The sequence below is a fragment of the Pseudomonas sp. GL-B-26 genome (assembly GCF_019947405.1).
GTDB lineage: Bacteria > Pseudomonadota > Gammaproteobacteria > Pseudomonadales > Pseudomonadaceae > Aquipseudomonas.
The window spans coordinates 1-14,197 of record NZ_JAGYGJ010000044.1 but is presented as its reverse complement, the minus strand read 5'-3'; the positions used below and the strand labels follow the sequence as shown (position 1 = coordinate 14,197).

Below are 14,197 nucleotides of genomic sequence, written 5' to 3'. Positions count from 1 at the left end.
ACGAATAAAGTGCCGCAATCAAACGACAGCGCTGACGCGCGGTGAATTTCCAAGGGTTCCTACACCCTGCCACTGCATTTGCAGCGACAGCCAAAGACTATCCATGGATCTCACTTCGCACCAGTTCATGGAAACCGATATGGTTTGAAGGAAACTTCCGACGATCTTGCCCAGAAATTTCGCTTCATCCCTCACCCTATGAGTGCAGAAAAGCCAACAGGATTCACTGCTAAAGCATGCTCAAAATATGTTCCAACCAAGCTTTACCTGAGGGCCACGCATAGGGGTAATAGTAAGAACATCCAATTTCCTCAAACAAAAAAACCTGCAATTCCTCTTCACTTTGGATAGAACGTAAAACGACCTGCAACTCATCCTTCACTTGAGAAATCCTTTCTGGAGAAGATTCAGCAACAAACGATCGAACGACATCATCTTCTGACTCGTGATCACAGCTCCAATCCTCATGAAAGTAGCCAGCCAAGAACTGAAATAGTGCCGGAAATCTTGTGCTCATTACTCTGCATATCCTGTATGTATTCGATAACCATCTGGCATTCGCTGGTCCTTGCGTAAAAGTAGATAAACCCCGGATACAGGCATAAAGGTGGAAGCTCTACGTCTTAAAACAACTCCAACTGGATAAGGGACAGAGTCACTAATAATGATCTGAGTGTCTCGGCTCCGTAAGAATCTTGCTATCACTGCCTTATTGGTAGTTATGACGCTAGACATGGCTTTTTCCGCCGTTGCCCGATCATAAAAAGTAGAAGCCCTGCCAAGCCATGGCTCATCTTCAAGCCGTTGAGCTAACTGAGCATCAGATCGGCCAATGTGTTTTTCAATTAGGTGACCTCCCCGAGCCTCGTGTGCACGTAAGCCACCTCCCGGAACAATTTCACTATACGGCCCAGCGACATCTCTATCGCCAGGACACGGGTTGCATGCCAACCCCAACGGATCAACCCACCCCGTCGGGTTCGGCGTGTACTGGTACTGGTTCAGCCCGCCCGCCAACTTGATCGGATCCGGCGTCAGGTACCGGCCAACCTCCGGATCATAGTACCGATGGCGGTTGTAATGCAGGCCGCTCTCGGCATCGAAGTACTGCCCCTGAAACCGCAACGGTTGCTCGAGCTGCTCTCCCCCACCGAATGCAAGGCGAGTGACCTTGCCGTAGGCGTTGTACTTCGCCGACCAAACAATCTCGCCACCAAAATCGGTTAGTTCCTGCGGCGTACCCAGGTGATCGAGTTGGTAGTAAAACGGGCAAGCCTTGCGCGGGCCTTTGCCGTCGAGCATGGCCAGTGGGCGGAAGCTGCCCGGTTCGTAGAGGTAGCTGCGGTAATGCTCGCGGCTGCTTTCGGCGATGAGGTGGTCGCCTTGCCAGAAGAACTCGGTGGTGTTGCCGTCGACGGTTTTGCTGATGCGGCGGCCGAAGGCGTCGTAGCGGTAGCTGGCGCTGCGGCCGTCCGGGGTTGTGACGCCGACCAAGCGGTGCTGGCAGTCGTAGCGGTATTCGGTGACGAGTTTTTGCGCTGTGCCGCGGCGTTCGCGGATGAGGTTGCCGAAGGCGTCGTAATCGTAGTGGCGGTCGCCTTGCAGGAGCAGGCGGTTGCCTTTGACGGTCGCGGCGCCGGGGCGGTCCTGCATCAGCAGGTTGCCGGCGGGGTCGTGGGCGAAGCTTTCCGGTGGGTCGTCGCGGGTGTGGCGGACGCGGGTCAGGCGGTCGAGCGGGTCGTATTGGTAATTGCGTTGGCCGTGGCGGGTGTCGGCGATGCTGTCGAGATTGCCGTTGCCGCTGTAGGCATAGTCGCGGCGATACAGCGTTTGGTGCTGTTGACTGACAGCGTGGGCCTTCAATCGGCCCTGATCGTCGTAGGCATATTCGCTGAGCAACTGCCCCTGCTGGCGTTGCTGTTCGCGGCCGAAGGCGAATTGGTGAGTGGTGAGTCGCGCGCCGTTGAGGTCGATGGCCGTCAGCGCGCCGCCCTTGGCGTGGTGGTAATCGAGTTTGCTGCCGTCCGGCAGGCGCAGGCGATTGAGCTGACCGCAGGTGTCGTAGCCATAGCGCAAGGTGCCCCAGCCTTGGTGTTCGGTGATCAGCCGGTCCTGCTGGTCGTACTCAAATTCCAGCGGGTGGTCGTGACCGTCGTCGACGCTGACCAGTCGGCCGAGGCTGTCGTAGCGGTATTCAACCTTGATGCCGTCGGGCAGGGTTTTGACCAGCAACCTTCCCGTAGAGTCCCGCTCATACGACGTTACCAACCGCGAGCCGTCCTCGCCGAACTCGGTTTTCTCCAGCAGTTGGCCGTTGAGGTCGTAGGCGTATGCTGTGCGCTGGCCGTCGAATCCGGTTTCCTGTCGGATCAAGCCGTTCGGCGTGTAGTCCAGCTGATATTTTTCACCGGATTCGTTTTCGATTTCCGTGAGCAACAGCTGGGCGTTGTCGTAGCGGTACTTCAGCTGGGTGCCGTCGGCATTGATGCGGCGGCTGACCAGGTGCAGGTCGTCGATGTATTCGTAGCGTGTGACGCGGCCCAGTTCATCGCGTTCGGCGGTGATCTTGCCGTAGGCGTTGTAGCTGAAGGCGCGGCTGGCGCCTGTGGGAAGCGTCGTCTGGATCAGTCGGCCAACGGCATCCCATTGGTACTGGGTAACGGCACCGTGTTCGTCCTGACGGGTAATCTGCCGCCCCAGTGCGTCGTAGGAAAACCGCCGCACACCACCGTCCGGCAAGGTCTCTTCAAGCAGCTGCCCCAAGGCGCTCCAGACAAACACATGCCGACTGGTGTCCGCGTAGCGGATCGACAGCAGCTGACCTTTTTCATCGTAGTGAAAGTGGCTGACATGGTCGTCGGGATCGGTCGCCTCGGTGACGTCGCCTTGCGCATTGCGCTGATATTTCCACACCGCTTTACCGCGGTACCGCGCGTGAAGGAAACCGTTGCGATACTCGTAGGCCGTCGGCTCGTCTTCCGGCGGAATCAGCGCGATAAGCCGTCCGACCTCGTCGTAACGGTATTCGGTGACGGCGCCGAGCGGATCCTGCTCGGCAATCAGTCGGCCTTGATCGTCGTAGGCCTTGAGGTGTTCGCCGCCGTCCAGTTCGACCTTGCGCACCAGCCGCGCCCGGTCGTCGTGGACATAAACCTCTTCACTGCTATCGATGTTCTGGACGGTGACACTGCCCTCGTCATCCCAGACATAACGCGCGTCCATCTGCGAAAACGACGCCCAGTGGCGGACACATCGGGCCGCCTTGCCGGACCTTTCCCACTCCCAGAAGAAACTCGCCCCACCGGTCAATTGCCGCTGCAGGATGACGTGCTGATCGTCGTAGTCGTAACGCTCGCTTTCGCCGGCAGCGTTGGTGGCTTCGATCAGTTGATCGCGTTCGTCGTAGCTGTAACTGACCAGTGTCTGCTCGGTGTGCCAAGCCTCGTCGAGGGTCTGGGCCGGGACAAAAACCTGATAGTCGACGGCGACCAAATGGATGCGGTCATAGCGCAATCGCAAGGCACGGCCGGCGCCATTGTCGAGGCGTTTGATGCGGTTTTGTCGGTCGCGGGTGATGCGCAGGCGGTTGTTGTAAGCGTCGCTGATGGTTGCCAACCGACCGTTATGAAAGTGATAGAACCGTGCGTCCTCGCCAGCCTGGGCGAGGATCAATTCTTCGGGTTCATCGCCCAGATAAATCGCCGCCCGCGAGAGGCTGTTGTGGATCGCCGGGCGTTCACTGTTTGGCAGCGGAAAAGTCGTACGACGGTTTTCGTGGTCGATCCAGATGACGGAGTCGCCATCGATTTCCAGTCGATGGGCGAGACTGTGACTCCAGCCGAAACCGAGGCCGATATCGATCTCGGCGGCGCTGGTGCGATAGAGCCGGGTGAAGTCGAACGGCAGGATGCCATCCAGCGAACCGTCGGTGAGGGTCAGCAGTTCTTCGCCAGTGACCATCGATACCGGGCATTTGTTGGTGGCGGTTTTATCAACGGAATCGGCGCTATCGCCGTTGGGGTTTTTCGCCTGATCCGGGACGTTGTCGTGGTGTTCGTTTTGCTTGAGCGTGGTATTGCGCTTGGCGTCCCAACGTAGTTGCATCCGACCTTTTTTCAGACCCGCAGCCACACCGCGCGCGGCGACCGATTTGTATTGGTCGACGTACTTCATGAAGGTGTTGAGGATATTGAAAACAGCCTCGACGAAGCGCGTAGCCAGACCGGCGAGCACCTTTCCGTACTTGATTCCACGAAGCTTCAAATAGGCTACGGCGGCGGGCATGCCGACACCCGTGAGAGCCAGCGCCGAAGCAATCAGAATATCGATCAGTACCGCGACAATGGCATGGCTGGCCGCCTCTGCTGTGGTACCCGCAATTTCGCTAGACGGTAACGCCGAAAACCAAAGAGTCGCGGCACGAAACAGCAGGCAAAGCGCCGCTTCATCGCTGGCCAGCAACATGGCTTTTTCCATCGCGGCGGGTGATTGCTCCGCCAGATCGATAAGTTGCTGCGCACTGCTGCCGAGCCGCTCAAGGTGGGCACCAGGATTTTTAAGGATTTCAAAGACTAGGTTCAGGCCATCCCAAACACCCATGACTGCGGCCCAACTTCCCGTCAGCATTCCGTTGCCAGCGGCCGCAAAAGTCGACTGTGACCATTGCGGTTTAAAGCCTTCCCATTCTTTGCGCAGCCACCCTTCCAACTCTTGGGTCAGGCCATCGTAGGAAGAGAAAAGATCATCAACTTGCTGCGGTGTGACTTCGCTTTGGACGTGAATGCGGTAGAACTTGCCCTCGTCTCCCTTGAACGTCCCTTTGCCATTTTCATCAAGCGTGACAGACGTTGTTTTACCGCCGTCGATGGCAATCACATCAACCTGGATATTCCCAACGGGAACGTCATAAACCGATTCGAACTTGCTCTCGATTTCCAGCATCCCACCCTTCGGGCACTGCACGACGGTAGAGAGAAAATCGTCATCGCCACTGCTCACAGTGGTGCTGGTATTGCCGAACCGAATGATCCGCTCCATCCCCATTAGCGAAGGCAAATCAGTCGCGTGACTGGCCTTGTCTGCCGCCCGGCTCAACCAGTGCTTAAGCTGTTCACGGTAGAGGGAAAGGGTGTTTGGGAAACCGTCGAGCTCCTGCTCGATTCGTACAATCTGATCCATCAGTTCAGCTCCGCCATCAGGTAGTCCACCAAGGCTGTTTTGGGTGCTTGAGGCAGGTCCGGCATCTCAAGAAAGATCGCGACCTTGTGGCGCAAAACGCTTTCGGAAAACGCCTCGTAAAGGTCAGGGCGTTCCTCGCTCAACCACTTCAGCAAGTTGCTTATTCGAGTTGTTGCGAACTGGGTACCGAGGTGTTTGAGCAGCGATTCGGAAACTTCCCACCACGGAAAAACCCGGGAGCTATTCAGTGCTTGGCCACCGATGTCGAGCGATTGACCATTGATCAAACAGCGCCCGATCACAGGCATTAACTGCGTAGCGTTAACCTCGGCAGACTGAAGGATCGACAGCAAATAGCGCCCATCCCAAAAGCGAAAAAACACTGCGTTGCCGTTAGGCAAAAGGACTTGAGTGAGGCTGCGAAGATGCTCGACCAACACCTCTTGAGGGGCAGAAGAAACCGCCAACCACCCCCAGTCGCGAGACTCGGTGGTGGCGACCCAGTCCAGAAACTCACTGCCAGCAGCGATGATTCCCACATAAGGCATCACCGGATCCCACTCGGCGTACGCGGTGTCGGCCCAGATCGGACTGGGTGCTTGAGCAGTGACCGACTGCTGCCAGGCTTTGAACGGTTCAGCGGCACTCGCATTGCTAAAAATGGCGAACAACTGTTCCGACGGTTTAAGTGGCTGGTGCTCCAGCCAGTCATGAGGTGACATGCGATCAGGCTGCACAGACACCCTCCTTGCAGCGCTCACATTCCTCACAGAACGGCGCGTCGCTTTTCAGGCTCAGAATCTGTGCGGCACTTAGCAGTGCTGCCGGGGCGGCGACGAGTTGCAACGGCGTATCCGGCAAGGACGGTGCGGCCGCCATGGCCGGCATCAACGCACCACCGACCTGAATCGGCACGCTGCTGAAGATCCCGCCGGGACCAATATTGATCCACTGCCCGCCCCCCTGAATCGTCGCGCTGGCCCCGCCGTCAATCACCACTTGCTGACCAGCGCTGACATGGAATTGCTGACTGGCATTCAGCGCCTGACTGGTCACCCGAATGTGTCGGTCACCCACGACCACCAGGTGATCATCCAGCTTCACCTCGGTCTGGCGCTGGCCATGAGTGATGCGTTGCTCGTCAGCCTTCAGCTCATGGCGAGCAGTGCCGGTGACGACAATGCTGCGGGCGTTATCGACCTGCACCTGTTGATCATTCAGTACGTGCTGGGTCCAATTTCGCTGGGCGCGCAGGTAGATTTCCTCGGCACCTTTGCGATCCTCGATGCGCAATTCGTTGTAACCGCCGCCACCGGGACTGCTCTGGCTGCGGAAAATGCTGCGGGTTTTGTCGGCAGGCAGATCGAGCGGCACCGGGGTTGCGGCGTTTGGCAGGCAACCCATCACCAGCGGTTTATCGGCATCGGCGTCGACGAATCCCACCAGCACTTCCATGCCGACTCGCGGGATCATCACGCTGCCATAACGGTCGTGCGCCCAGCCTGTGGCGACGCGCAGCCAGCAACTGGAGTGTTCATCGAGCTGACCGTCGCGGTCCCAAGCCAGCTGAACCTTGACCCGACCGAACTCGTCGCAATGGATTTCGCTGCCGGTCGGGCCGGTGACCACGGCGGGTTGATAGCCGAGCATGCGTGGTTTTTCCGGCCCGAGTGGAGGGCGAAACGAAACGTCCCACGGTGTCGCCAGAAAGGTATTGCGATAGCCCTGGAAATCATCCGGGCCGTCGCTGGTGACTGACTCTTCCAGCACTTGCGGCTGGCGGCCACGGTGTTCGATTCCGGTGATCAACCACAGGTCATTCCATGCCTGACGCGGATGCTCGGCCAAGTGCAGGAAATGCCCGCTGACCAACGCCGATTCGTCGCCACGACCTTCGGCCTGACGGAAGTCGGCGTTGTGGCGTTCGAGTGCTCGTTGGGCCAGATGCTTGCCGTGTTCGCGGTCGGTGAATTGGCCAGGAAAGTGGTAATCCTCGAGCACCGGTCGCAGCTCACTGTCGAGGCGGCTTTCAAGTTGCAGGCGAGGTTTTTTGAAGTCGTAGTCGCAACGGGTTACCGCTGTCGTCCGGGTTTCCAGTCGCACGTTGAAACGTTTGATCGCCGGCGCATCCGCCGCCATTCCGCTGCCCGGAAGGTATAGCGTCGGCTCGGGCAGACGAGGGAACACCGTCTGGTCATCACCAAACACCAACAGGTGCCCGTCGATGCTGTGCTGAAAGTGGTAGTGAATGCCGATCTCGGCACACAGCCTCTGGATGAACGCCAGATCGCTTTCAGCGTATTGCACGCAGTACTCGCGCTCTGGGTAGTCACTGCCTAGCCGGAACTCGAAGGCATCGCGCTGGATGCCGTGATCCTTAAGGACCTGCGTGATGATCGCCGGCACGTTTTTGTGCTGGAAGATCCGCTGATTGATGCGCTGACCGAGGTAGGACAGACGCGGCACGAGACTGATTTGGTAGCCCGTCAGGCGTTGTCCGGAATCGCTTTGGCCGACGCGTAATATCTGACCATGAATGCCGGAACCCTGCGCATCAAAACTCAGAAACGCCTGACGATGCAGCAGGCTTTCAAGCTCTATGTCGGGCCGTTCGCTGACCAGTTCCAGGTCAAAACGGTAGGGCTGGCTGATGGCTTCCGTGCCCGTGAACTCAAGTACCTTGAGTTCATTCTGGACGCCGTCGATCGTCAACGTGAAACGCGGTTGATTGGCAGGAGCGAACATCCGATGTGTCTCTGCAGAATGAAGGCGGGCGATTCTGCATGAGCGATATGGGGTGTTGAGGGAGGGACAGGAAAATCAGATTCGCCCTGCTTTTTTAGAGATTTATCCTTCAAAAATTGGGAAAGAGAACTACAGACACACCCGTCAGATTGGTCGTACAGACGAAAAAAACGGCCCGCATCCAAAAGGAGGCGGGCCGTTTTGTTGTAACCGAAAGGTCAGAGCATCAGCTCATTCCCATCACTTGTTCAGACGGAAATCTGCCTCGGCAGCGGCGAAGCGCTGAAGCATGCCTTTAGTAGGCTCGCCCAGTTTGCTGACGATGTAGATCGCCAGGCTGGCGAAGATGAAGCCAGGGATGATTTCGTACAGGCCCAGCAGTTCGAAGTGTTTCCAGACGATCACGGTGATCGCGCCGACCAGGATGCCGGCCAGTGCGCCGTTGCGGGTCATGTCTTTCCAGATCACGGAGATCAGGACAACCGGACCGAACGCAGCGCCGAAACCGGCCCAAGCGTAGCTGACCAGACCCAAAACGCGGTTTTCCGGGTTAGCGGCCAGACCGATAGCGATCAAGGCAACCAGCAGCACCATGGCACGGCCAACCCAGACCAATTCAACCTGGGAAGCGGTTTTACGCAGGAAGGTTTTGTAGAAGTCTTCGGTCAGGGCGCTCGAGCACACCAGCAATTGGCAGCTCAGGGTGCTCATGACAGCAGCCAGAATGGCCGACAGCAGTACGCCAGCAACCCATGGGTTGAACAGGATCTTGGCCAGTTCGATGAACACACGTTCGTGGTTTTCAGAAACCGGCATGGCCACGGCAGGGTTTGCCGAGAAGTAGGCAATACCGAAGAAGCCTACAGCCACGGTGCCGCCCAGGCACAGGATCATCCAGGTCATGGAGATGCGGCGAGCGTTAGCGATCGACTTGACCGAATCCGCTGCCATGAAGCGCGCCAGGATGTGCGGCTGGCCGAAGTAGCCCAGGCCCCAGCCCATCAACGAGATGATGCCGATGAAGGTGGTGTTTTTCAGCATGTCGAAGTTGCTTGGGTCTTGCGCTTCGATGGCCAGGAACGTGGTGTCGATGCCACCGGTGGCCAGCAGCACGATGATAGGCGTCAGCAACAGGGCGAAGATCATCAGGGTGGCTTGTACGGTGTCAGTCCAGCTCACTGCCAGGAAACCGCCGACAAAGGTGTAGGCTATCGTCGCCGCAGCGCCAGCCCAAAGTGCCGTCTCGTAGGACATGCCGAAGGTGCTTTCAAACAGACGAGCGCCGGCCACGATGCCGGATGCGCAGTAGATGGTGAAGAACACCAGGATCACGACTGCGGAGATGATCCGCAGCAGGCCGCTTTTGTCTTCAAAACGGCTGGAGAAGTAATCCGGCAGGGTCAGCGCATCACCGTTGTGCTCGGTTTGCACGCGCAGACGGCCGGCGACGAACAGCCAGTTCAGGTAAGCACCGATGATCAGACCGATGGCGATCCAGCTTTCGGAAAGACCGGACATGTAGATAGCGCCCGGCAGGCCCATCAACAACCAGCCGCTCATGTCGGAGGCGCCGGCGGACAATGCAGTCACGACGCTGCCCAGGCTGCGACCGCCCAGAATGTAGTCAGAAAGGTTGTTGGTGGAGCGATAGGCCATGAAGCCGATCAGCACCATTGCTGCGATGTAGATCACGAACGTGATCAGTGTTGGATTGCTTACGCTCATTAAGTGATGCCCTGGCTTTGTTTTTATGTAGCGGCAGAGTGTGAAACCGCCGACAAACGACAACGTTTGTTCAGACGATTTCGGGGCCCGCGCATTTATGACTGATGTTTCCCCAGGAAAGCCATCAGCCGGTGCACCTGTCTTTTTTGACCGGTTGCACCTTGGGCGCGAATGCTATTCAACAAAGCAAATAAGGTGCAACCAGTTTCGCGAGAATAAGTTGCACCTAGTCGGATTTACTTGAAAAAGCCCTGTTTTTGCTCCCTTTTAGCGCAGTCCTGTCGGTTTACTAGAAGCAAAAGCACCAAGCAGGAGCGGTACGTTCGTACCGGAATTTATTTCCTGACGAGCTGCGTATTATTCCGACAAAAAAAGGGTTGCACCCGGTTGCACCTCGACGGTTGCACGGCTAATCTTGCCGCCAGCTGATGCCACGCGGTCGTGGCAAACATGAGGATAAAAATATGGCTACCACCACCCTTGGGGTCAAACTTGACGACCCGACCCGCGAGCGCCTCAAGGCCGCCGCGACCTCGATTGATCGCACGCCGCACTGGCTGATCAAGCAGGCAATTTTCAATTACCTGGAAAAACTCGAGGGTGGTGCAACCCTGACCGAGCTGAGCGGCCTGATCAGCAAAGACGCTGACGACGCCGGCGAAGTCCACGCCGACCACGCGCACCAGTGCTTCCTGGAATTCGCCGAAAGCATCCTGCCGCAATCGGTGCTGCGCGCTTCGATCACCGCCGCTTACCGTCGCCCTGAGCCGGAAGTGGTACCGATGCTGATCGAGCAGGCTCGCCTGCCGGTCGCCATGGCCGAAGCCACCAACAAGCTTGCCGCCTCGATTGCCGAAAAACTGCGCAATCAGAAGAGCGCCGGCGGCCGTGCCGGGATTGTTCAGGGCCTGTTGCAGGAATTTTCCCTGTCGTCCCAGGAAGGCGTGGCGCTGATGTGCCTGGCCGAAGCGCTGCTGCGCATCCCGGACAAAGGCACGCGTGACGCGCTGATTCGCGACAAAATCAGCACCGGCAACTGGCACCCGCACTTGGGCAACAGCCCGTCGCTGTTCGTCAACGCTGCCACGTGGGGCTTGCTGCTGACCGGCAAACTGGTCGCCACCCACAATGAAGCCGGCCTGACGTCGTCCTTGAGCCGCATCATCGGCAAGAGCGGCGAGCCGATGATCCGCAAGGGCGTCGACATGGCCATGCGCCTGATGGGCGAGCAGTTCGTGACCGGCGAAACCATCGCCGAAGCCCTGGCCAACGCCAGCAAGTTCGAAGCCAAAGGCTTCCGCTATTCCTACGACATGCTGGGTGAAGCCGCACTTACCGAGCACGACGCCCAGAAGTACCTGGCCTCGTACGAACAAGCCATCCACTCGATCGGCAAAGCGTCCCACGGTCGTGGGATTTATGAAGGCCCGGGCATTTCGATCAAGCTCTCGGCACTGCACCCGCGTTATAGCCGTGCGCAGTACGAGCGCGTGATGGACGAGTTGTACCCGCGCCTGCTGTCACTGACCCTGCTGGCCAAGCAATACGACATCGGCCTGAACATCGACGCCGAAGAAGCTGACCGCCTCGAGCTGTCGCTGGATCTGCTGGAGCGCCTGTGCTTCGAGCCGCAACTGACCGGCTGGAACGGCATCGGTTTCGTGATCCAGGCTTATCAAAAGCGTTGCCCGTATGTGATCGACTACGTGATTGACCTGGCTCGCCGCAGCCGTCATCGCCTGATGATCCGTCTGGTGAAAGGCGCGTACTGGGACAGCGAAATCAAGCGCGCCCAGGTCGAAGGCCTGGAAGGCTATCCGGTCTACACCCGCAAGGTGTACACCGACGTTTCCTACATCGCCTGCGCCCGCAAACTGCTGTCGGTGCCGGAAGTCATCTACCCGCAGTTCGCCACGCACAACGCCCACACCCTGTCGGCGATTTACCACATCGCCGGTCAGAACTATTACCCCGGCCAGTACGAGTTCCAGTGCCTGCACGGCATGGGCGAACCGCTGTACGAACAGGTCGTAGGTAAAGTTTCCGAAGGCAAGCTGAACCGTCCGTGCCGCGTGTACGCTCCGGTCGGCACTCACGAAACACTGTTGGCGTACCTGGTACGTCGTCTGCTGGAAAACGGTGCGAACACCTCGTTCGTCAATCGCATCGCCGACCAATCTATTTCGATTCAGGAACTGGTGGCCGATCCAGTGGCCAGCATCGAGCAGATGGCGACGCTGGAAGGCGGCTTCGGCCTGCCGCACCCGCGTATTCCGCTGCCGCGTGATCTTTATGGTGCCGAGCGCGCCAACTCCAGCGGCATCGACATGGCCAACGAACATCGTTTGGCTTCGCTGTCCTGTGCTTTGCTGGCAACCGCTCATAACAACTGGAAAGCCGCGCCAATGCTCGGTTGCGCCTCCAGCACTGAAACCCCTGCGCCGGTCCTGAACCCGTCCGATCTGCGTGACGTGGTTGGCCACGTACAGGAAGCGACCGTCGAAGACGTCGACAACGCGATCCAGTGCGCCCTGAACGCCGCACCAATCTGGCAGGCCACTCCGCCCGCCGAACGTGCCGCGATTCTGGAACGTGCCGCTGATTTGATGGAAGGCGAAATCCAGCCGCTGATGGGCCTGCTGGCTCGCGAAGCCGGCAAGACCTTCGCCAACGCCATCGCCGAAGTGCGTGAAGCCGTGGATTTCCTGCGTTATTACGCAGTGCAGGCGCGCAACGATTTCACCAACGACGCCCACCGCCCATTGGGTCCGGTGGTCTGCATCAGCCCGTGGAACTTCCCGCTGGCAATCTTCAGCGGCCAAGTCGCTGCGGCACTGGCCGCCGGTAACCCGGTACTGGCCAAGCCTGCGGAACAAACCCCGCTGGTGGCGGCTCAAGCCGTGCGCTTGCTGCTCGAAGCCGGGATTCCGGAAGGCGTGCTGCAATTGCTGCCGGGCCGTGGCGAAACCGTTGGCGCTCGTCTGGTCGGTGACGATCGGGTCAAAGGCGTGATGTTCACCGGTTCCACCGAAGTCGCTCGTTTGCTGCAACGCAACGTCGCGGGTCGTCTGGATGCTCAAGGTCGTCCGATTCCACTGATCGCTGAAACTGGTGGCCAGAACGCGATGATCGTCGACTCTTCGGCACTGACCGAACAGGTTGTGATCGACGTGGTGTCGTCGGCCTTCGACAGCGCCGGTCAACGTTGCTCGGCACTGCGAGTGCTGTGCCTGCAGGAAGATTCCGCTGACCGTGTCATCGAAATGCTTAAAGGTGCCATGGCGGAATGCCGTCTCGGCAATCCAGAGCGCCTGTCCGTGGACATCGGCCCGGTGATCGACGCCGAAGCCAAGGCCGGTATCGAGAAGCACATCCAGGCCATGCGTGACAAAGGTCGCAGCGTGTACCAGGTGGCCATCGCCAACACCGAAGAAGTCAAACGCGGCACCTTCGTGATGCCGACGTTGATCGAGCTGGAAAGCTTCGACGAGCTGCAACGGGAGATCTTCGGCCCGGTGCTGCACGTGGTTCGCTACAAGCGCAAAGACATCGATCAACTGATTGGTCAGATCAACGCTTCCGGCTACGGCCTGACGTTGGGCGTGCACACCCGCATCGACGAGACCATCGCCAAGGTGATCGACAACGTCAACGCCGGTAACGTCTACGTGAACCGCAACATCGTGGGCGCAGTGGTCGGCGTGCAGCCGTTTGGTGGCGAAGGCCTGTCGGGTACTGGTCCGAAAGCCGGTGGTCCGTTGTACCTGTACCGTCTGTTGTCGACGCGTCCTACCGATGCGATCGAACAATCCTTCGCTCGCGGCGACGCCATCGCTGCACCGGACGTTCGTCTGCGTGATGCCATGAGCAAACCGCTGAAGGCCCTGCAAGCCTGGGCTGACAGCAACAAGTTTGCCGACTTGAACACCCTGTGCGTGCTGTTCGCGGCGCAATCGCAAAGCGGGATCACCCGTGTTCTGGCGGGCCCGACCGGCGAGCGCAACAGCTACGCCATCCTGCCGCGCGAACATGTGCTGTGCCTGGCAGAAGTCGAAGGTGATCTGCTGACGCAACTGGCGGCGGTATTGGCCATCGGCGGTTCGGCGGTATGGCCGGAAGCTGAATTGACCAAGGCGTTGTTCGCACGTCTGCCGAAGGAAATTCAGGCGAAGATCAAGCTGGTTTCCGACTGGAGCAAGGACGAAGTGCTGTTTGATGCGGTTCTGCATCACGGACATTCCGATCAGCTGCGTGCGGTCTGCCAGCAAGTGGCCAAGCGTGCCGGTGCGATCGTTGGGGTTCATGGTTTGTCGCAAGGCGAAACCAACATTGCGCTGGAACGCCTGGTGATTGAGCGTGCGTTGAGCGTTAACACTGCGGCGGCGGGTGGTAATGCCAGCCTGATGACTATCGGCTAAACCGGCACAAGACCGGGCGCCCGCAATGGACGCCCGGTATGCAATATCCCCTGTGGGAGCGGGCTTGCTCGCGAAGGCGGTGTAACAGTCAATGTTGATGTCGACTGACACTCCGCCTTCGCGAGCAAGCC

Annotated in this window: 6 protein-coding genes; 1 reads left to right on the top strand and 5 read right to left on the bottom strand. The window is 58.7% G+C overall.

Going from position 1 to position 14,197, the window contains the following annotated elements; translation table 11 throughout:
• Positions 1–229: 229 nt before the first annotated feature.
• The 5 genes from KGB23_RS23610 to putP all read right to left on the bottom strand — a co-directional run bounded on the left by KGB23_RS23610 (position 230) and on the right by putP (position 9,648).
• Positions 230–517 (bottom strand): contact-dependent growth inhibition system immunity protein, encoded by a 288-nt coding sequence (locus tag KGB23_RS23610; protein ID WP_223432807.1) that lies wholly within the window; start codon positions 515–517, stop codon positions 230–232.
• Positions 517–5,178, bottom strand: a complete 4,662-nt coding sequence (locus tag KGB23_RS23605; RefSeq protein WP_223432806.1) for an RHS repeat-associated core domain-containing protein — start codon at positions 5,176–5,178, stop codon at positions 517–519. Before KGB23_RS23605 ends, KGB23_RS23610 begins: the two co-directional genes overlap by 1 nt.
• Entirely contained in the window at positions 5,178–5,915 is a 738-nt protein-coding gene (locus KGB23_RS23600; RefSeq protein WP_223432805.1) for a DUF4123 domain-containing protein, read from the bottom strand. The genes KGB23_RS23605 and KGB23_RS23600 overlap by 1 nt, the downstream gene beginning before the upstream one ends.
• Positions 5,905–7,923 (bottom strand): type VI secretion system tip protein VgrG, encoded by a 2,019-nt coding sequence (locus KGB23_RS23595; RefSeq protein WP_223432804.1) that lies wholly within the window; start codon positions 7,921–7,923, stop codon positions 5,905–5,907. The genes KGB23_RS23600 and KGB23_RS23595 overlap by 11 nt, the downstream gene beginning before the upstream one ends.
• A 240-nt stretch (positions 7,924–8,163) precedes the next feature.
• A complete protein-coding gene (gene putP, locus KGB23_RS23590; RefSeq protein ID WP_150656692.1) occupies positions 8,164–9,648 on the bottom strand; it encodes a sodium/proline symporter PutP in 1,485 nt (494 codons plus the stop codon).
• Positions 9,649–10,112: 464 nt separating this feature from the next.
• On the opposite strand from putP, the gene putA reads away from it, so the two are divergent.
• Positions 10,113–14,066: a trifunctional transcriptional regulator/proline dehydrogenase/L-glutamate gamma-semialdehyde dehydrogenase gene (gene putA, locus KGB23_RS23585; RefSeq protein WP_223432803.1), complete on the top strand. Its 3,954-nt coding sequence runs from the start codon at positions 10,113–10,115 to the stop codon at positions 14,064–14,066.
• The last annotated feature ends 131 nt before the right edge of the window (positions 14,067–14,197 follow it).

Coding starts and splice junctions, on each gene's coding strand:
- KGB23_RS23610 (WP_223432807.1), bottom strand. CDS start 517: ATGAGCACAAGATTTCCGGCACTATTTCAGTTCTTGGCTGGCTACTTT.
- KGB23_RS23605 (WP_223432806.1), bottom strand. CDS start 5,178: ATGGATCAGATTGTACGAATCGAGCAGGAGCTCGACGGTTTCCCAAAC.
- KGB23_RS23595 (WP_223432804.1), bottom strand. CDS start 7,923: ATGTTCGCTCCTGCCAATCAACCGCGTTTCACGTTGACGATCGACGGC.
- putP (WP_150656692.1), bottom strand. CDS start 9,648: ATGAGCGTAAGCAATCCAACACTGATCACGTTCGTGATCTACATCGCA.
- putA (WP_223432803.1), top strand. CDS start 10,113: ATGGCTACCACCACCCTTGGGGTCAAACTTGACGACCCGACCCGCGAG.